Source organism: Mucilaginibacter psychrotolerans (assembly GCF_004519315.1).
Classification (GTDB): domain Bacteria; phylum Bacteroidota; class Bacteroidia; order Sphingobacteriales; family Sphingobacteriaceae; genus Mucilaginibacter; species Mucilaginibacter psychrotolerans.
The window spans coordinates 33,597-55,695 of sequence record NZ_SOZE01000036.1 but is presented as its reverse complement, the minus strand read 5'-3'; the positions used below and the strand labels follow the sequence as shown (position 1 = coordinate 55,695).

Annotated in this window: 11 protein-coding genes and 1 pseudogene; 7 read left to right on the top strand and 5 right to left on the bottom strand. The window is 41.1% G+C overall.

The window, feature by feature from the left end; translation table 11 throughout:
* Positions 1-215 precede the first annotated feature (215 nt).
* The gene (locus tag E2R66_RS23680; protein WP_133235591.1) at positions 216-2,288 is read right to left on the bottom strand and encodes an LruC domain-containing protein; all 2,073 of its coding nucleotides are present in this window, start codon (positions 2,286-2,288) and stop codon (positions 216-218) included.
* Between the two features lie 999 nt (positions 2,289-3,287).
* Between E2R66_RS23680 and E2R66_RS29035 the strand changes: the two are divergent.
* A pseudogene (locus E2R66_RS29035) lies at positions 3,288-5,141 on the top strand (sigma-70 family RNA polymerase sigma factor); the annotation flags it as partial.
* 9 nt (positions 5,142-5,150) lie between these two features.
* The gene (locus E2R66_RS29330) at positions 5,151-5,486 is read left to right on the top strand and encodes a hypothetical protein (protein WP_394347204.1); all 336 of its coding nucleotides are present in this window, start codon (positions 5,151-5,153) and stop codon (positions 5,484-5,486) included.
* Between the two features lie 151 nt (positions 5,487-5,637).
* Here E2R66_RS29330 and E2R66_RS23665 read toward each other — a convergent pair whose 3' ends face one another.
* The 4 genes from E2R66_RS23665 to E2R66_RS23650 form a co-directional block, all read right to left on the bottom strand.
* Entirely contained in the window at positions 5,638-7,164 is a 1,527-nt protein-coding gene (locus E2R66_RS23665) for a TlpA family protein disulfide reductase (protein WP_133235585.1), read from the bottom strand.
* A gap of 115 nt (positions 7,165-7,279) precedes the next feature.
* Entirely contained in the window at positions 7,280-7,633 is a 354-nt protein-coding gene (locus E2R66_RS23660; protein WP_133235583.1) for a hypothetical protein, read from the bottom strand.
* 11 nt (positions 7,634-7,644) lie between these two features.
* The gene (locus E2R66_RS23655) at positions 7,645-8,187 is read right to left on the bottom strand and encodes an RNA polymerase sigma factor (RefSeq protein WP_133235581.1); all 543 of its coding nucleotides are present in this window, start codon (positions 8,185-8,187) and stop codon (positions 7,645-7,647) included.
* 6 nt (positions 8,188-8,193) lie between these two features.
* A complete protein-coding gene (locus E2R66_RS23650) occupies positions 8,194-8,535 on the bottom strand; it encodes a DUF6249 domain-containing protein (protein ID WP_133235579.1) in 342 nt (113 codons plus the stop codon).
* A gap of 356 nt (positions 8,536-8,891) precedes the next feature.
* Here E2R66_RS23650 and E2R66_RS23645 point away from each other — a divergent pair, with 356 nt between their 5' ends.
* The 5 genes from E2R66_RS23645 (at position 8,892) to E2R66_RS23625 (ending at position 22,064) form a co-directional block, all read left to right on the top strand.
* Complete coding sequence (locus tag E2R66_RS23645; protein WP_449406735.1) at positions 8,892-9,032, top strand: transposase; 141 nt, start codon at positions 8,892-8,894, stop codon at positions 9,030-9,032.
* A 508-nt stretch (positions 9,033-9,540) separates the two neighbouring features.
* Positions 9,541-11,586, top strand: a complete 2,046-nt coding sequence (locus E2R66_RS23640) for a hypothetical protein (RefSeq protein WP_133235577.1) — start codon at positions 9,541-9,543, stop codon at positions 11,584-11,586.
* 111 nt (positions 11,587-11,697) lie between these two features.
* A complete protein-coding gene (locus E2R66_RS23635; RefSeq protein WP_133235575.1) occupies positions 11,698-15,012 on the top strand; it encodes a zinc metalloprotease in 3,315 nt (1,104 codons plus the stop codon).
* 108 nt (positions 15,013-15,120) lie between these two features.
* Complete coding sequence (locus tag E2R66_RS23630) at positions 15,121-15,624, top strand: hypothetical protein (protein ID WP_134737958.1); 504 nt, start codon at positions 15,121-15,123, stop codon at positions 15,622-15,624.
* A 713-nt stretch (positions 15,625-16,337) separates the two neighbouring features.
* Entirely contained in the window at positions 16,338-22,064 is a 5,727-nt protein-coding gene (locus E2R66_RS23625) for a hypothetical protein (RefSeq protein WP_133235571.1), read from the top strand.
* Positions 22,065-22,099 lie beyond the last annotated feature (35 nt).

Here is a 22,099-nt window from a genome sequence, read left to right as displayed (position 1 = left end):
GTACTTGATCATTAGTGCAAGGATTATGACCCTAAAATACTAAAACCTTTGCACTTTTAAAAGGAATTTATTATATAATATACTAACAATCAATTATATATACGATATTCACCAGGCCCTACTTAGTCTGTCCGAACTCTTTTCGGCTGTTCTGTAGTTTTCTTAAACAAAAAAACCAGGCTTTCGCCTGGCTCTTTCGTTAATTGGGGGTGAGATTATTTTTGATAGACTAATCCGTCGTTACGGTAGCCCGGTAAGTTTAAGTACCAATCTTTGTGCAAACTGCCACCAGATTTTGTCCATTGTAAAAAGTAATTGTAACTTTTGCTTATAGCGTTGCCTTCTGTAGGGTAGTTAAAAGGTTCTACAAAATTCAAGGCGTAAGGCCAGGCATTTTTGCTTTTGTAATATCTGCCAAGGCCAGCGTTGGTATTATCCTGAGCGGTGCCAAAAAGTTTAAGATCGGCCAAATCGGTTGGTGTATTATCTGGCAAATGAACTTCGTAACCACGGCGCTGATTGCTTATCAGGAACGGGTTGAACGGTGCATTACCCAAAGTGCTCGCCGAAATTGGGCTGTTAAAGCTCATGAAAATGTGAACGGTATCGCTTTTGGCTACAGGTGCATCATTTTGGGTGTTGATATAGTATCCGCCAGGGCGTTTTATGATGGCCTGGTAGTTATCAAATGGTATGATAACTGCTTTGGCTTGTTTGCTTTCGGTGCCGTTGGCATTTTGGTTGATATAGTTGCCAATCAGTTTTTGGCCGGTAACTGATTTAATCAGCGATGGGCTAAATGGAAACTGAACACCAAAACCGCTTACGAATGATGCGCCTGATGCCTTTACAGCATAATTGGCATACATTTCTACTACGTTGTTTTTAGCATTTGTGATGGTTTTGTATTGATAACCAACAACCATATCATTCAGGTCATAATCTCCTGTGGCAGGCCACAAGTCTTCAAACATTACAGTGCCAAAGGTAGTTTTAGATGGATAGTAGCTGATGTACGCCCTTGTAGGGTCGGTAGGGAATTGGTCAAAAACATCGGTAACACCATCACCATCGCTATCTTTTGGTGAATCTACAACCTCTACGTTTGTGTTTGATATAGCGGTAACGGGGTTAGATGTAGCATAGAAAAGAGCGTCGTTAAAATCGTTATCGCTACCGCCGGTTTGCCTGTTCTGGTCGTCTATACCAATAAGATATAAGTTTTGAGTTTGGGCATACAATAGCACAGTGTGTTTCTTCAGTTCCTCTTTAGTTTCGGGGTTGCAGGCGGTTGTGGTGTAAAAACGTGGAGCGTTGCTGTCAACCAGTTTGCTGCCACCATTCCAGGCGTTGGCCAATAACACGAAACCTATCGAGGTGCCTGCATCAAACCTGCCTAATTTAACCTTGCTTCCTGAGCGTAAATTGCCGCCCGAACCGGGTAAAGATGCATTAGGGAAAATATAAGTTACCTTTGTAATGTCTGCTTCGCTCTTTGGCGCATTGCCGGTTGGGTAGGTATAATAGCCCAAGGTATTTAAATAGCCGGCTCCTTCACTCACGAAGGTAATCCACACATCGGCTGTTTTCACAATGTTAAGATCCGCCGTTGCAGATGATTGTAAATATGTGGGGTGTAATTGTGCAACACTTTTTTGTTCGGGCAGGGATGTATTTACATAGTTCAAAAGTTCAGAAGTTATTACATCAGATGTTGCTTCCAGGTATTTTGGAACACCTGAATTGTCGTAAGTGCCCATGTAAACGAAAGATGTATTTGACTGTGCATGAATACTGTTTAATGCAAACTTGCTTACAGGAGACAAGCCAACCGAGTTGGTAGCTACTATGCTGCCACTATAGCCTCCGGCGCCGCCAATAGTTGCATTTACCGAATTGCCGCTGATAACTGCCTTTGCGTTGCGCATTAAGCCAACATATTTGGGGTCGATAATTACTGTATCTGCATAAGCAGGGAGGTTTAAGGTAGCATGTACCTTGCCGTTTGCATCTGTTACTGCTGTAAGAAGAGGGTCGGTAACGGTTGTAGAATTCGGCAGTAAATCTACAGGTACGCCGGCAATAGGCTGGTTGTCGTTAGTCACTAACGTTACATCAATGGTAACCTCGCGTGTGGTGTTAAAGTTAAAGTTAGCCGGAGCAATTGTGCTGTCGGTTGGCGTCACAATTATAGGCGGCGTATCAGGCCCGTTAATTGCGCTGTTTTTTTTGCAAGCAGTGAAACTTGCCGCCAGCAATAAAAGTAAGAGTAAGGTTTTATTATTCATGATGTTTGGTTTTTTCTTTCAACCTGCAATACAAGTGCAGTGCCATAATTTAAGTATCTGTAAATCAATATTTTGACATTTTACCAAATTCTTATTTTTAGAATTTTTTCTAAATTAGACAATTGGCGATGCCAATTGTCGTTTACGTGGTGTTGTTTCATTTTGTTTATTTTAATTTCTTATGTGTTGCCTTTTGCAATGTTGAAGTGAAAAGTACTGCCTTTGCCTTCTTTCCGACTCGAGCTATATTTCGCTGCCCGGAAGCTGTACGATGTTTTTTTGCGACAACGGGTCCTGCTGTCAATTGTAATTTCTTTAAATTATTTCCTGATACACTTCATATACACGGTGCGCCGGCGTTTTTAAGTATTCGTTTGCAGAGCAGCATAATTGTCGGCGATGTTTAAAGTTTTCGTTCTCTACAAAAACTTTTTAACAGCTACTTATAAACTGTGTATTGCCCTTGATGGCGCACAAGTAAGCCAATAGGTTACCTGAAGGTGCGATTTCGTGAATAATTTGGTGGAGTTTCCTGGAATAGCTTGATCTTTAGGTGACCGGATAGGTCATCAGCATAATTGTTCTGTTTATCGCCAATGCTTATAAAACAAGCATAATGGTTTGTGCGACAAAAAATAAAGTCGCGCAAGTAACCCGTCTTCTCCTTGGCGTATTATTTTTTAAAGCCCCAAAGCCTCATCGAAAGAAAAATTGGGTTCTCAACTAATTTTCTCGTTTGGTAATGAGTGTGTATTATACAATTATTTTTTATTTTGGATTGTAATTAAAAAATTACATTTAGATTAGTGCATTAAAACCAACACGGCCTACCGTGCAATTATAAACTTTTTTCCAGGTTCAAAATGATTCTTCAGATGAGCAATCATTTCTAGACTTTTTAGCATTTTTCTAAATGACAAGCCTTAATACGCGCAGTATCCTTGCAGCTGAATTGGAACAGCCAACCGATGATGAATTGTTGGGACAAATACGCGGTGGGTGCGAGCATTCTTTAATGTGCTTTTTAATAAGTATTGGGAAAAGGCTTATGCAGATGCATTTAAGCGGGTGCAAGACTCAGACATTGCCAAAGACATTGTTCAGGAAGTATTTGTACACCTTTGGGAAAAGCGCGAAGCGTTGAATATCCTGAATTTGCCTGCTTACCTCAACGTGGCAATAAGAAATAAGGTTTTTAAGCAACTGGAGAAGCGAGCTAATCACATGCCGTTTTTCGACGTGTTGGACAATATGCCCTCCGGCCATTCAAAACCAGATGAAAATCTACTTGGAAAAGAATTACTCAATTTTTACGAAACCCTGGTAAATAGTCTTCCGGATAAAGGGCAAAATATTTTTCGCTTGCATTATGAAGAAGATTTGCCTACAAAAGAAATCGCAGTAAAATTGGTAAAGAACTTTGAAATGGCTGCTGCTCAAAGCGGGAAATTCTGCACGAAGTTTCCTTTTGACGATACCGACATCTACAAAACGGTAGAAGGCGCTTCCTATGCGCTGGCCGTGCATCCCGACCCTAAGCTAATGGCTTATGTAGATTCGATGATAACGATTGTGGGCAAAGCTCAAGAGCCGGATGGCTATCTTTATACTGCCCGCACCATTGATCCGTTGAATCCGCACGAGTGGTCGGGTAAGGAACGCTGGGTACTGGAGAATGAATTGAGCCATGAACTATATAATTCGGGGCACATGTTTGAAGCCGCTGCCGCACACTTTTTGGCAACCGGAAAAAGGAATTTCCTGAACATCGCCTTGAAGAATGCCGACCTGTTGGTTCAAACATTTGGGCCGGGTAAAAGGCATGTAGCACCCGGCCACGAAATTGTAGAAATGGGCCTGGTACGTTTATAACGCATTACGGGTAAAAAAGAATACCTGGACCTGGCTAAGTTTTTTATTGACGAGCGGGGCAGGCGTGCTTATGATAAAAGCAACCCGGACGAATGGAAGAATGGAATGTACTGGCAGGACGATAAGCCGGTGACCGACCAGACCGATGCCGAAGGACACGCCGTACGCGCCATGTACCTTTACTCGGGCATAGCTGATGTTGCCGCCCTTACCGGCGACAAGCGCTACATTGCCGCTATAGACGAAATTTGGAATAATATGGTTGGCAAAAAAATATATGTGCAGGGTGGCATAGGTGCTGTGCCCAACGGCGAACGTTTTGGCGGCGATTATGAGCTGCCCAACGCAACAGCCTACAACGAAACCTGCGCAGCCATTGGCCAGGTTTACTGGAACCAACCTATGTTTTTATTGCATGGAGACGCTAAGTATATTGATCTGCTGGAAAAAGTGCTTTACAACGGCCTTATATCGGGGGTTGGGCTCGACGGGAAAACATTTTTTTATACCAATGCCATGCAGGTAACTAATGGTTTTACGCACTCGGCGCTGGAGGCGGGGCGGTCGGGTTGGTTTGAATGCTCCTGCTGCCCAACAAATATAGCCCGTTTCCTGCCTTCGTTGCCGGGTTATGTGTATGCGCAAAAGCAAGATAGCCTATATATCAACCTTTTTATTGCCGGTAAGGCAGCTTTAAAAATTGGTAACAAAGATGTTGCTATTACCCAGGTAAACAATTATCCATGGAACGGCCAGCTGACGTTTAATTTGGATATGGCTGCCCCGGTAAAGTTTAAAATGCTGGTACGCATACCGGGGTGGAGCCGCTCCGTGGCTATTCCATCAGATATCTACGCCTTTGAGAATAGTTCCCAGGGTAAATATGAACTGAAACTAAACGGCAAGCCGATAAAATATAGTATGGAGAACGGCTATGCAGTAATCTCACGGGAATGGAAAAAAGGCGACCGCCTGGCGTTAAACCTGCCCATGGAGGTGAAGAAAGTAATTGCAAACCCGGTATTGAAAGAGGATAAGGACAAAGTTGCCCTGCAGCGCGGCCCAATTATGTATGCCGCCGAATGGAAAGATAATGCTGGCAGCGTAAGCAACATCATCATCCCGGATAATGCTGTTTTTTCTCCGTTATATCAAAAGGACTTGTTGAACGGCGTAACGGTTTTAAGAGGTGCCATACTTAAGAAAGACAGTACAGATGCTGCCGCACGGCCGGCAACTTTAACGGCTATTCCGTATTACTCGTGGGCCAATCGTGGCACCGGCGAAATGACCGTTTGGTTTCCTAAAGCTGCTGCTGTAAAGTAGTAAAGTAGGTGTCCGGTAGAACCGGTTGCTTATTCAAACAAAAAACTACCTCCTGGAGCGCTTCTTTCGCTTCAGGAGGTAGTTGATCGTTTTAATAATAGGATTAAAGATGCTTAAACAACCCATTATATAGGATAATATTCCGCATCGCTCAATACGCTGCTTGTAATTGCCGGTATAAAGCTTCCCCGTCACTAGGTCGTTTGGCGTTATTGACTATTACTGTTCCTGATCTATCAATAATAAAATAGTGCGGATAAGCCTGTTGACTGTCAGGAATCCCAAGCTCATTCCATAAAGCTCCGATTTGGCCGGGTGTTCGGCGCACATGTTCACCGGTAAGGTTGTTGATAAAAATAAAATCCCGCCACACCTCATCATCTTTATCCTCATTCATTGCGATATATAGAAACACAATATCCTTTCCTTTTAGTCGATCTTTTAACGCTGGTTCAAAAACCATATCTTCTATGCAATGCGGGCACCATGTTCCCCACATGTCTATAAGAACTATCTTCCCTTTATATGGAGCCAAAAGGCTTTTTAATGAAGATATGTTTTTGTAATCCGGTCTGATCTTTATATTTAGGTTGTCTGCATATTGTTCCCTTGCGCCCTTTAAAGGGAGAAACATTCTTTCTGATGCCTGTTTGTATTGGCTGTCAATACAATTGGCCCTGATGAAATATAATAATTTAGTACCACACTGTAATTGCCCCGACATACAATAGTTAAACAGCAAATTAGTTAGATGTTTCTCCCAGGCATATTGTGGCAACATCAGTTTCATACGCGTCGAAAAAAGATACATCTCATTGGTTCTGTCCGGATCATTTTCCAGATCCTTATAACTTACTCCTGTATTGGCTATAAATATACTATCAGCACGATCTTTATTTTTTTCCGTACGATAATCATAAACGGTTTTCCATAATTTAAACCTGAAGCATGGATCTAAATACGAATTAGCACTTATACTTGTGTTCAGTTCATCTTTGGTGGGTACTTTAAAATTTGACAAAACCGTATCTATGAAATGAGTATTATAACTAATGCGGTTTTTATAGTTGTTGAGCAATCCGCCTAAATTCAGCGATATCGCATTAGCATAAAAATAGTTTACCTCAGTAGCAATTGCTTTTTTTAGAATAGGCGGCAGTATTGCCCCATGAACTAAACGCTGGGTACTATCAAGACTATGTCTTATTATAGGAAGCTTTATGCTGATGACAGAATCTACCGACCAATTTGCATAAGAGTTCTTTGATCTTAATTCCTTTATAAATGAAAGATTACGCTCATCTTCCAATTTTAGTTTTTGCATTAAATCATTTTCCGGTTTAGCTTTTCCAGAAAAGCTGAATTTCCCAGGCTTATTGATATTAATGTTAACCTGTAATGGCCTACCCGGGCTTAGTAACAACCATTGTTTGTTTTCTTTATAAATCAGCATTATAAATTTGATTGTATGGTCAGGAAAAGAAATATGGAAGCTGCCAGTTTTGTCGGTTTTTAAATAAACTGAATTTTTTTTCCAGTAGTTTCCGTCATAGGATTCATTCACTTCCACCGAGTCGTGCTTCGCTGCTCCGATAATAGTGCCGGTAAGTATTAACTGTTGGCAGATGCCTGTTTTTGCACAAATAAGCAATAGCAGGATAAGTAGTATTTTTTTCATTTCAGTATAATTATAGTTGTAAAATAGATTAGGATTGGGCACAGCAATTCATCCCCAAACGCAATTGCGCCAGGTAGTTGATTTTTCAGGGTTTAATTAATAGCGCTGGTTTGCGTTAAGTAATGTGGTAATCACGAGCTTTTGAGAATAGCTTAAGAATAGCATTTAATTGGGTAAGAATTAGCAGGATATAACTTACACGGCATACCAGTAATATGGTATCTGATGGAATGCCTGCAATACTGGCCTTGGGCAATGAGAGAAAATAGGTTACCGTAAATCCCAGTCCCGTACCCATGATGAAAAAAAGTATCGCAAGTCTTTTATATTTTGATGTAGAGCTTTTTAAAGCATTTTCTTTATATATCAGGGCTATGGTTCTTTCTTCAAAGTCGCTGAAAGGCATTGCAAGCTTACTCTTCTTCATCATTTCAGAAAATGATTGATCTTTTGGAAGCAGATTTGACATGATTAAAATATTTAATGATTTAACTTTATTATTTTTTTTAATGCAGATAACATGTTTTTGCGCGCCCGATGCAAAATAACCTTTGTATTAGATTCGCTCCATCCGGTAATTTCACACACATCTTTTATGCTTTCTTCTTCCAGGTAAAAAAGTCTCAAGGCCACGCTCTCCCTATCAGGAAGCATTTTTAAAGCTTCATTAATATGATGTATTTGCTCATCTTGTTCTAGGGTCCACAGCATGCTTTCATCCACAATTTCCTCATTATACCCGGGTTGAAATTCTATAAATTCCCTTTTGTTTTTTTTTAGCCGCTGAAAAGCCTCATTTAAAACAATGCGATAGAACCATGTACGAAAGCTTGATTTAGCATTGAACGACTTCAAGCCATGAAAAGCTTTTATAAATGACTCCTGAACAACTTCTTCGGCTAGAAACTCGTCCTTCAGGATGGAGACACATAGCGAAAAAGCCATGTCTTTATACTTTTTTAGAAAATACCTAAAGGATTCTGTATCACCCCGACAAACTTTTTCCACGTAAACATCATCCATGGAAAACTATTTTTTAGATGAAGATAAACGGTTGGCAATAACTAAGGCTGCTCCACCGCAAATTCCTAGTATGCTCATTGGGGTTGCATTTGATCTACCCAGGGAGTGAAGTTCCACAAGTATTGCTATAATAGCCAGCCCAATGCCTAAGCCTATTATTACAATTCCCAATTTAAACATAGTCGATTTTATTCCGCTCTCCTTATTTAATTCTTCATTAGGGTTCATGCCTTTTTCAATCATCAGCAGTCTTTCCTGATGTTTTGCCTTATGCGTGAAATACCAGGCCAGAAAAATACAAATGCAAAAGGTTATGCCTATTAATCCCAAAACTGTTGTGCTATCCATGATTTTTAATTGTTGTTTTTGATCATTGGATTATTTTTTTAATGAAAAGGTTACAATTATTTTAGGTGCAATAAGAAAGCTTCCTTGTAGCAGCAATTATAATCAGACCACACCATAGCCAATTTTCAGCACTTAAGCACCAAAAGCGAAAGGCAGATGAAATGTCATGGCCTATGCATCGCAAAAGTGTAATTTAAAATGCTTCGCTTGTACAGCCTTTTCTTTTCATCAGGCGGTGGTAACTCTGTCGACTGCGGTGAAATGGATTTATCAATTGAGAGTGGGATAGCAGGTGTATGATGAGGAACTCATTTCACTCCTGCCGGAGGCAGGCAGTTTCTTAGAAAGATACAACAATCCTAAACTTCTTCTACAACAGGAGCACCAATGCCTCGGCTGAATCCTTCAATGCTAAAATCAAAGCTTTCAGGGCTACTTTAAGAGGCGTTAGAGATACTACATTCTTCCTGTTTAGGCTCCAATATATCTATGCTTAGAAATCTCTTCCCCTAAGCATTAGGTTTTATCATTAGTTATCAATTAGTTACATGATTCAACTAAGCATAAAAAAACCGAACTTTTGGGTTCGGTTTTATTTTGCGGAGAGGGAGGGAACAATCGCGAAACTCTTGTATTCTCTAAATCAGCTATTTATAAATTCTGGTTATGTTAGGTCACCGAATAGGTCACCTCAAAAATCATTCAATTATCCCTTATGCTTATACTGTAAATATAAGCATTCTAAAAAAAAGTTCCAAACTATTAACAATTAGGAGCAAGAAAATCGCTTCAAATTTTTAATCTGCGACTGACTTACTCCTGAATTCTTGGTTCAAGGATTTTGGACAAATGGCGACTAATTCTCTTTCCCGCATTGCGTGTTTAAAGCCAAACTTAAGAATTCGAACGTAATCCGCTTCGCCAAGGCAGCTTTAACGACCGGAATAACCGGCGGCTCAAACTTGAAATTTATCGTCAAGGCAGTATCGGTATAATTTTAAACAATTGAAAAGAAAAATATTTTTCAAACTTAATACGAAGTTAATACCAATGACCTATATTTACCATCAACCTAAGCATAATTCAATTGTCATCCCCCTGGCACTTATTATCTTAATTTTTAGTTTAGAAAATCTATCTATGAGTACTATTACGTGTCTGTCTGGGCCTGGCTTTGACATTACTGGTGACCCGTTTTTTCCAGGTCAGCAGATCGACCTTGCCTTGACGTTTGATTCACCTACAGACCGGGCACTGGTTAAGTTATGTCAGTGGTTTTTAAATGGTGAACTGATTATCGACGAGAAAGGTACTAGCCTAACTGCCGACTTAGTTTGTGGCCGTTACGTAGCTGGCGTACGCATTTTAACGGACGGAGGATGGTCGGGAATTAAGACGCTGCAAATACAAACTTGTAAGACGCTTATCGAAACAGTGATTATAGGTGCTGAGGAGGTAAATGAAGGGCAGCAAGCCGCTTACTTTGTCAACTACGTGTTCTCAGACGGAAGTACACAGGATGTTACCACGGCTTATGTTTTTGCATCTACTTACGGGGCTTTCAGCAGTAACATATACAGCGCACCGTCTAACGCTACGTTTAATGACAGTGGAGATAATGTTACCATCACAGCGTCCGGAGGACCGGCGGGAAACCTCACCAAAATCATCCACGTTAAAGATGCTAGCCCGGTAATTTTGACCTCACTTGCTATCACGGGACCAGACAGCGTCGATGAAGGCGCAACGGCAGATTTCTTTGTTAAAGCAACCTATTCAAATGGGAGCACCATTGACCATACCAGCGAGTATACCCTATTTTCACCTGCCGGTACATTCCTCGGCAATTCATTTCGTGCATATACCAACGCAGTGATTGAACAGACGCCGCGCACAGCCGAGATTTCTGCTCAAAAAAATAGCGCTGTTCAACTGAAAAAAACAATCACCATCAATGATACAAGCGACAAGCTGGGGGTTTTGGTAGTTGATATTTTCAGTCCGGGGGCACTGGATGTCATAGGTATGTTTGATAACACTTCAGAAAACGAGGAGGTTTTCCCTCCAGTACTGACCGCATATAGCGGAAAGAACATAGTGCCATCCGCTACGCCTGCAAGCGCAGTTATTCTGGCATCTGACTTAATTGCACAGGAAAACCTGAAATGGCGATTCGAGTTTAACGTGGCCAAACTGGTAGCGGATAATCCTAATGAAGACAAGCTGGTATTTTACCTTAAAGGCAGGGGAAGTGCGGAAGGTGTTGCGCAGGGTTCGTATAGCCTGAAAGGTCCGGGAACGATAATGACACTAAGCGGCCACCCTGGTAGCTATTTGCCCTCCGTAACCGGTGGTTATGATCTTGGCGATATCGTTTATTTCAGCAGCGACATCGTTAGCGGCGCTAACGGTAGTCATGTGCCCGAGGATCTGACAACGATCATCAAACTGACTTATCATGTTGCCACAAGAAAGGTTTCGATACAAACCCGCGTTAAACCCATTCCAATAGGAGATTTTGATTTTATGGCGATAAGGTATCATTGGGGGGCTAATGCAGGAACTGACCTTGATATCTTGGTTGGTTACGAGCAAAATGGTACAACGGCCGATAATCAGTATGTAGGTTATAGCAAACCGGCCACTGTGCCAGCGAATGCTTCTCCACAATCGGACTCATATTTATGGTGGGGGCTCGACAATAGAGGTGCATCGGGTTATGAAGGTGTTTTAGTTGGTATAAGGAAGTTTATTACAGCTTTTCCAAGTTCACCGAATATTGTGGAGATCGCATTATATGCTGTGTGGTTTGGCGCTTATCTTTCGGGCGACTTTGATATTGAATTAGTTACTTACAAAGGAGGCTCCATGAGCATAGTCAATAATAGCTTTGTCAATACGGGAGGTACATTAGTATCTACAACTGCCCGTCAGCTCAAAACCCAGATCAGGAATCAATTAAGTAGTCCTGGTTCGTCATTTAAAATAGGAACAATCAAGTTCAACAAAATAACAAATACAGGTTCAATTGAATTTTTAGGATACGACTGAAGGAATGATGTAAATAAGAACTGACCAATTCTTATTTAAAATTGGAACAATCAAATTTAATAAAAAGCATCAACACCGGTTTAGTAGAGTTTTAAGCAAGAGATTTTTATTATGGCAATAACTTATAAACCAAATTCGCACTTTTTCGCCGACTACGTTAAATTATCAGACGCTGATGATAGTAATTTTCTGACTGACGGATTCGGACCAATAAGCGAAAATGGATTTAGTACAACATCAAAAGTTCATGCAAAAAATATTGTTGAAAGGACAAAGGTTTATGCCGTTTGCAAAGGCCGAATTTTGATTCAACCGGTCGACGAGGATCCCACAAAAGTTAATTATATTTTAAAGCCCGCAGATTCTTACGGGCCTTTCAAAATTAAGTTTTTTATTTATAGAGGGTTAAATAAAGCTGACGTATTAAACAACAATATTTTGGTGCCTAAAAATGTGACTGATATTAATCAGCCGTTTTTTTTGCAAAAAATTTGGGATGAGTACATAAAATTCAACACTAATGATGAAAATCAAAATAACTTACCGGACAGTTTTCCTTCATTTTTGATCGGTTACGATCCGTTCAATCAGTCGCAAGCCAATTTAATTGACGATTATTTTACTAATTCCAGCAACGATACAAATAGCTTATATTATCAAATCCCATCATGTGAAGAAGGTGATTACATTGGGAATTTTATCGGTGGTATGGGATTTGATATTGTTTTAGATCGTGGTGATTTTAAACTTGACCGCCAAACTGAATCATTTAGTCTAAATCTAAAATATGCAAGAAAGCTTTCACATGCCTTTGTGATAGACTCAACTATCACAAATGTTAAGCAGTTCAAAGAAAATATACATCAATTTATTGACCCGGCAGCTTTTTGGGGTTCGCATATCGACTGTGGATCTATAAAAACATTCGTATCGAACGCAGGGATTAAATCCAATTCGTTAATTTTCGAAAATATATTAAAGAAATTTCAAAATAAAAATAAAATCTACTTACAGGTATTCGCTGAAAGAGAACGTTCGTATAATTATTTTTCGGCTGACAGAACAATTGAGATAGATCATGTTAGTACTACTTACAATACGTTAGGGTGGCCAATTTTAATTCAAAATTTTTCATCGGCCAATGAATATACAAGTAATGTAAAAATAGTTGATATTGGCCTTGAAGGATCTACTGACCCAAATTTAAGTGAATTAGAACGATTTGCGGCATTTTATATCATTGCCCCCAATAACAATGATTTGATGGAAAAACCAAGCTGGCCAAATTTGAAAAATTTGAACGGAACTTTTCTATCGTATCGCATGGAGCCAGTTAAGTTGTCTATTCCGGTTTATGGAAAATCTGCATGTGCTTCTTTTATAATCGTTAGTTGCAATTTAAAACAAGGATTAAACGATCAGTATTTTGATAATTTGTGGCCGTTTAATATGGCGACATATTTTAAAATTGATACAATAGAAACGAAGGCTAATTACTGGATAACGGCAGACAGTAATTCTGTAAAAAATCTTTCTCCTGTTATTAAAACAGCCGCGATCGTTCATAACAAGGTGTTTTTTGATGAAGGGCTGATGGAAGGGACGACGGTGAAACGAAGACTTTTTATCGCTATTGTAAAGAGTTCATCAAGTCCGGATGCCGACTTAGTAAAATTAGGTATCGAAAACATTGTATCTGGAGTTAATTACCGTAATGTCGATAAGAAACAATATTATAAAAACGTTTTCGATGACTCAGATTGCTCTATTTATCGTGGGCAAATTACGGATGGATCGGCAACCATTCAGTCTTTATCAATAATTCATGAAAGTGATTTTCTGAAAAAATATTCATTCTTTGGCGTAGGTATGATTGAAGAAGAATATAACAAACTCCTTTTCAATCAAGCAGTAGCTCCCCCCCTTACTGCTCCAACGGTTTTGCCAAATCATGCTGATAAGGTTTTCTTGGTATTGAAAGAGGAGGTAAATAGCACTTATGTTAATAAATCGTATAAAAAATATCTTGTCGGGTTAAATTTTGAAGATGGGACAGGATTGGTAAGCAGTATATTTCCAACAAATTCCAATGGAGTAGACAATAGAGTTTTTATCTACTCGTTAGACGGTTGCTTTTTCTTTTCGGCTAAATATTCGGCGAGCCAGATTTTCTATGAGGAGTTTGCTAAATCGCGAGTGGATTTCCGAACATTAACGACTGATAATTCTGATCCTTCAATAATTGAATATAGTGGTGAGTTCGGTTTTGATTATTTAAGAGTTGGTGACAACAACGACCTTAAATACAAAGACATCATTCAAAGTGGATACGAGCGAAGAACTACAAGCGATAACAATACTGAATTTGAAAGTAGTAATGAAGCCTACAAAGCGCTACTAGCGACTTACCACGCTATACCTACTCAAAATTCGGACAAACAATACTACATGCCATATTTACGGATGTTTTCTAAAAACTTCCTGGATTCTATTAATCAAAGTCCTTTTTATAAAGAGACTGTTTCGATTAAGGTACTAGTAGATATAAATGAACCATTAAATAAACTTGAATTTGAATATGATAAAAATATTTTTAAAATCGACAAGCCTATACTTTCTGATAAACAGGTAACGTCTGGCAACGGGTCTCAAACCTCTTCTGATAAATTTATAATTATAACGTGTTTAAAAGAATTTAACGAAAGTAAGCAAATCAGGATTTTATCTTACCCAGCTGGAAAATTCACTAGATCTGATGCTAGCCTTGCGGGAATGATAATGGTTTCGAAAAACTCACTATTTGATAGGAAACGATTAAAAATTTTATACGTTAATATTACAACAAATCCGTCGACACGTTCTGGTCATTCACTTACAGGTTCTTTACTGTTAGCAGACACCACAAATTTAGAAAATGGTTTAGCACAATGTCTGGTATATCCGGAAGTTGATACTATCCTTTTACCGCTTGACCTTGATCCAAAATTCCAACGTCGTGGAATTTACATTGATAACGGACAGATAAAGGCCGAAGAAAGTACCATATACAGTTATTTAAAGCAAAAAATAAATTCTACGTATTCCCGACATTTAAAAGTATTTATATTCTCCGATGCTGGTGTTAAAAATTCTGGGGTTGTGCTTGCCGGTAAAAGTGAGGGCTTTGGGAAGTTCAGCGTTTTGATTTTTGGTGGTAAGGTACCATTTACGCTGATACATGAAATCTTTCATAGCTTAGGACTATATCACTCACATAAAGATTCAGGCCTAACAATCGATACCCCCGATCAGGCCTTCGTCTATCCTGATTTTACTACTACTAGTAATCCCCAAACAGCAACCGATAATTATATGAGTTATAATGATGTAGTCAGGCGGCAACTATGGGAGTGGCAGATAAAAATTGTGCACAGATATATTAAATAAGCAATTATGGTAAGACACGGTTTCTGGTTTATGGTAGTTTTTTTTTTATTCGCCTGTAAAGTCGCGAAAATAAATAATGGGGCAATTTCGAAACATAATAACACAAAAATGCAGAGTTCTTATATAACTAAATTACAGGAATCTAAGGTTGAAAACTTTGTAGAGTTTTCCGAAAATGGCTTAGAAATACAGCTTGTTGAAAATTCCGATTATATGGAGACGGTACGGGATCCGGGCAGTCCTTATAGCTCTTACAAGACATATTATAAATCAAACCTACAGCTTAAATCTGAAGTCGTAGAGTTTTATAACAACCCTATAGGAATACAAAAATTTTACGACGAATCAGGTAATATTTTGAGCCAGTTGAACATCAATAGCGAGTATCTTTTTACTCCGACAAATTTGATTGACAAACTTCAGTCTGATTATAATATTAATTTGAACCTTGTTGTCAAGAGGCAATTTGTTTTGATGTACAAAGATGACTCAAACGATGAACCACGTTACAGGTTAATTATTCCTAAGGGGGGGAATTCCTACCAGAAACTTATAATCAGTGGCTTGACAGGCCAAATAATTACCAGCCAAATAGAGCACTTCGAAGAGTAAGGTTTATTATTAATCGTTTCAGAATTAAAATTATGCCAGGTATTCCAACTGATTTTAAATATTATCCAGAATTATCAAATTTGATTGATGTTAATGACTTACCAGAAATTCTCAATTTCTTAGAGGGCGGGCTGGAACAAGTTTTAGATAATTTATACTATAAAAACTATACAGGTTCAGTCAGTGTGGATGGCAGTAGTGCTTATCATAGTTTAGAAATAATTACGAAGAAAAAACTGGCAATCAGTTTACCAGGTACCAATATTAACATAGTCCTTAATCCCGATTATGAAGACGGTGGTATTTCTTCTATTCCCTTAAATGTGTCTTGGGAATGGCGAATGTTAAGAATAGTAAAAAACTTCAAATTAAAAAGCTTTTCCTTTTCTATTGATGATCTTTTTTTTTTAGCTTTAGATATATTTCAGTTAACGGAAGAACAAGTTCTTTTGATTGCAACAGAAATTTTTATATCTCATGTTAATATAGAGAATTCTCCTTTCGAACAGCTCATCGTTGATATCAATCATCTTTACGGATCCGATATTGTTGTTGACGAAAATGATGAGAACCGCTATCAAGAACTTATAGCCCAAGTCAAAGCTTTAAACAAAGAGGTTTTTTTAACTGTGTTCAATATTTATGTCTCCGCTAATAGTGCAAACGCACAACAAAAACTTAACTCTTTCTTTTCCGCCTTAATACCTGGCAAATTGGAAGACTACGTACAGGAGATTATTGTTCCTAAAGCCAGAGCATCATTCCTTTTAAGTGCAGCCATTGAATTTCCGCGTTCTGTACTTCTTCCAATGGTTGAGGGAGCGAATGGTTTAGAAGTAGACCAAACGTTAGATGTGTCCGGACATTTAAAAAGCGCATACTTTAAAATGGCCGATGCCTATTTAGATTTTGATCTTCAAACCGGTTTTGGCTATCAAATGGAATTTCAAGGGACGCTTTTTCCGACCTATTGTAAAATCGGCAATACGCCGCTGATATTAAGTTTTTCAGGGGGCAAGTTAGATCTCAGCCGCACCAGCAATATTCCGGAGGCCGACGCGGCGGGTTTTCCGGTCGATTTTGTCGGCATGTATATCAAACAAGCCTATATCGGCTTCCAGGGTTTTGGGGACGATGACACCACCCGAACAAGTATCGGTATCAGGGCGGACAACCTGCTAATTGGCACTGGAGGGGTGTCTGGCAAAATCGCTCTTGAAGCAAACGGGTCAATCTTCCGAAAGTTCAACGACTTCGCCATTGAACTAAACGAATTCTCCATCACCTTCCGCCAGAACGTTATCATCGGATCGAATATCCGTGGGAAACTTACGCTCACGAAATTCACCAACAACGGCGTCCCTGTCGAAATTGGTATTGCGGTTTCTTTCGATAATAAAGGCGATTTCAGCATAACGTTGGATACGAATGCCCTGCCGGCGCTAACGCTTCCGAACGTATTTACGCTGCATCTGGAAAAACTCAAGTTTGGCAAAGAGCTTAAAGGTTATTATTTTGAGATGGCGGGCCAACTCGACTTTATTGTCGACCTGGACATAGTGCATCAAATCATGCCGCAGGGCATCCATATTGATAAGCTGCGGATATGGGATAACGGCGACCTGGATTTTGCAGGGGGAGGATTAAGAGTGCCTAAAGCATTTTACCTGAATATACCGCCGGTATCAATGGAGGTAACCGATATGTCACTGGGGCCTTATACCAGGAAGTTAAAAAAACACCAGCCGCCGGGAACTACCGGCCCTGATGTGCTTATCGACCGGAAATACCTTTATTTCGGTTTCGATGGCATGATCAACGCAGGAACTGCCGGCTTCGGGGTTCGGGGCAATGGAATAAAATATTATTTTACGATAGATAACAACAGTACTGATAAGCCATTTGATCAGTTTATGAGTATCGATGGTATTGCGATCGATATCACTGTTCCGTCTGGTGCCAAAGAGAATGCCATTTTTACCCTGCAGGGCTATCTGGGTATGAAAAACCCGCAGAATGAAAATTCCCGGGCAGGAGTAGAATACACCGGTTCTGTTAAGTTTGCGCTTCCGTTACTGAAACTAAGCGGGTCTGCCGCCATGCGGCTGCAACCTGCAGTACCTAACTATATCGTTGATGCGGGTATCGAGTTCGCTACGCCTATCCCGCTCGGTGCTACGGGGCTCGGAATTTACGGCTTCCGCGGCTTGTTCGGCAAACATTACATCCCGTCCAAAACTGCAGTAGCAGGGTTGACGGAATCCTCCACCTGGTGGGATTACTACAAAGCAAAAAGTACGATTACCAATCACGAAGGGATTGAAATTGATAAGTTCGCCGATGAGCCAGGATATTCGATTGGTGCCGGCGTTTCTATCGCCACCTCTTTTGACTCCGGGCTTATCTTCTCCGTAAAAATATTCCTTTTGCTTAACTTCCCGGATACTTTCCTGCTGCAAGGGCAGGCAGGCATACTACGGAGCCGAATAGGATTGAACGATCCGAACGATCCCCCTTTCAGCGCGTTTATTGCCCTGAGCAAAAGCTCGTTCGAGGCCAAATTCGGTGTCGACTATAATGTGCCATCCAGTGGCGGGTGGAAAGGGAAGATATTCTCCCTGAGCGGTACGCTGGATGTAGCGTTCTACTTCAATCATGCTTCAGGATGGCATATTAACCTTGGCGTAGATCAACCAGAGAACCTGCGGATAAGGGCGCAGGTACTTACCCTATTTAGTGGTTATGCATATGTAATGCTATCCTCACAAGGAATAAAAGCCGGGGCAGGTGCCAAGTATGAGTTTAAAAGGAAGTTTGGCCCTGCCTTTGTTGAAATTGGTGCCTATGTAGACCTGAGCGCTTTTCTGAGCTTTAAGCCGGTCCAGATTGGCGGGAGGATCGAGTTTGGCGGCAGGGCTGTTGTGGGAATTTGGTTTGTTCATCTGGGCCTCAGCGTGAGGGTTTACCTGGCTGTAGAGGCACCGCATCCGTTTATTATAACCGGCGGGTTGGAAGTAAGTGTAAAAATCATCTTCAAAAGGATAAGGGTTAAGATTGATATCACCTGGACGTTCAACAAACATAACGATGAGTTGCTTGAGCCGCTGCCGGTGCTGGCCTTGCCAAACGCGGCAACAGGATATCTGCCAGCCGTTGCTACGAATATTTTATCCGAAGAAACCTTCCAGCTAAATTATGTCACAAATGAAAATAGTTTAACTATTCCTAACCCAGGGTCCTCTGCATGGGCGATCAGCTTTGTTAATGAAGAAACTTCCGGGCAGGTCACCATCCCGCTGGATAGTTTTATCGATATTGAGTTGCTAAAACCGGTTAAGCCGATTATTACCCCTGTGGGTGCACTGCCGGATCCGGCGGTAACCGGAAATGTAAGTTTAGGTTCTTCTGCCAGTCAGATTGCCTCCGCCTATATGGAACTCCTTCCGCCGCAGAAAGGAAAGTCTGACCAGGTTAAACATGAGTTTGAGTTAAAGCAAATCGACATCTTCGCCTGGAAGGGCGACACTACAAGCGGTGAGTGGGTAGCATATAATGTTTACGAAGCGGTTACCGCAATAGTAGAATCTAACACAGGGCCTTCGGCCATTGCGCTTAATACCCTTAAGCAAGGGTATTGGCAGCTTGTAGAGCCGAATAAGTATAATAAGATCCGGCTACTTTCGCAAAATATGTTCAGCTACCTGACTGAGGATGATAACGTGATATCCGATATGGATGCACGCAACTTTCCGAAGAAGGCATTATTTTGCTATGATGCGGTGTTGGGCAAAACCATTGTCGACTGGAAAAACGAACTGGTGGATACAGTTTACGACAACGACCAAACGCAGTACTTTAAGGCTGTGCCTTTTACCATCATTGGAATGAATGCTTCGGTTAAGGCCGATCTGTCGGTCGTTCGGAATGATCTTTATCTGGACGGATATCAGGGAAGTATCAAAATCGATCTGCCTCAACCCGTGAGTGCGATGGAGCTAAAATTCGGTGCAAATGAAAATGACATCACAATTAAATTTATCACGACGACATATTACCGTACGTTATTCGGAATAGCTATACCTATACTATCGGAAACCGGCCGCCAACAGGTTGGAAGAACTGAGCAGGACAAGCTGATCGGCTATAATGATATCACAAAACCCATTCACCAGGTCCTCATAAATTTCAATGAGAAAAGGCGGCTGAACTATACCGGAAATCTGGTAATCGGGGGGCATATTGATCTTCCAACCCCGGTGCTTGGTACCCTATCCTCAATTTATAACACCTTCGAGCTTCCCAAGGCACTGCTTTACGTAAGTTTTTACACCAGAAGCTATTCTGCTCAGGAAGTAATAAACAAACTGTCTCGTGACCAAACAGACCTTGCCGGTCAATGGCCGATGATCTCCCGGGCGAGCAGCACAGGAAATCATCCGGGACTGGTAACGGGAACTCCGGATCGCGTTGCCGCGTTCTTCGCACAAAGCGCTAGCGGGCAAAATGCATCCAATGATGTTTATTTATTCAATAGCAGCCAGGATGCATTGCTAGTGCCCTTTTTTAGCGGCCTTCTGGTAGAAAACAGCAACTTCTCATTCCAGTTCACGGTAGCAGTTAACCCATGGATAAAAGGCGTTAGGACACTGCTGTATAAAATCAACCATGACACCTCTTCAGGTTACAGCAAAGGCTACTCGGTTCACCTCGTACAACGGGCTACCAACGCACGTGGGACAATATATAATGCCTTGGCAGATGTTCCCTCTTTCAGCGTGGTATTGAGCTGTTATCACGAACTCAGTAGTTGGAGTACGGAGGTTACGGATCAATACGCAATTGATTGCAGTAGCAAACAGCTAAGCGAAAACCAGTTTAAAAACATCTTTATATCTATTGACCGCCAAGCAGGGAAAATATCTATCTATCTGGATAAAGTCCTGAAAGCAACGGTTGATATACCTGGCCAGCTCGCGGTTTATTCGTCCGAACCTACGCATACCTACCTTCGCGAAGTCAACTTTATGAGTACCAGCCTTCACCAGCGGGTAATCGATAATCCGGTGACCGAGGCCCACGTTATCGATGAGGTAAAAATCCTGAGCGACGGACTGGACCGCACTGTGCAGCCTGTATGGCGCCCGAATACCATTTTTGCGGTAAGGGTAAGGACCCAGGATAAGGTCAACGGAACGGTACCAACCTCTCCTCCAGGGTTAAAAACACATATATTCGGCTTTAAGACAGCAGGACCAGTAGGACATTTCCATCAGCGCAATCCTAAATACAAGGAATTAGCGGAAAGTGATCGTGCATCCGAGTTCAAATTGGCCAACCTAAAGCATTACATCGATTTTGAGCGTTCCTACCCGGATGCGCAAGGACGGTTTAATTTAAGCAAGCCTGTGTTCTGGCATTTGCCGCAGGTCAAGCTCTTTTTTGTGAAGCCTTACATCAACGCGATGTTTGCGGATTGGGCTGCCTACCAAAACCTTCCTCCGGTGAGTTCCAGCCTTGAATTGGTGCTGCTTGATACTTATGGCAATGCAACAACCGAGCAACTGGTATGGGAACCGGTTAAGGATGCACTGGTGACAGATGATAACTACCTTTCGTTGCCTCCGGATCAGCGTGCGCTATACCTGATGAACAAGATTGCTGCGCAGGCTAACTGTTATTCTATGCCAACGCCAATCAGAAAACGGCTTAAACAGGGTGCTTACAGTTTTCCTGATTTACAGCCCGGCAAATTGTATACAGCTCTTTTCAGCGCAATCTATCAGCCTTCAGGCGCAGCCATTGAGCGAAACGAAGTGCACCGTTTCGGTTTCCTTACCTCACGATACGCCTCTTTTACAGAACAGGTACGGAGCTTTATACTCAATTATCCGGATCCGGCGCCGGTTTACGCGGCGTATGTGAAAAATGTGTTTTTCTCTCCTGCCGAAATTGAATCGCGCCTTAAACTTTTAATAGATAATAATTTGCAGAATGATCCGCCAGACACCTTACGGTATGCAACCAGGTTTGATAGGCTTATATATGGCGGCCTGCAAATCACAGATTGGTTGCCGGTAGGGGGGACGGTTATTACGGTGTTCAACAATATCGTTCCTAGTACCGGAAGCGCCTCGATAATGGGTGTTTTAGTCCGTAACCCGGAGCCCTTCAACGACCCCAAGTTAGCGGGAGATTTACTGGCCGATACAGTAGGCCTGAGCCTTACTTTATCCGATAATTCTGTACAAGCGGAAAGCGGGTTTATTTATATCCATTCAGCAGACACCAGTTCAGTTTTTATCACGAATTCCCAAATGGCGATCCCGGCTGGAAAAATGAAGTTGCGTTTCCGCCATAAGATATTCGACGGGGATGATTTCAATACGCTTTTCGACGAGTATGAAACGCCGCTGATCGATATTGCACCGCAAGAGTTATAAGGGGACAAAAAGACAACCAACAACAAATAATATAA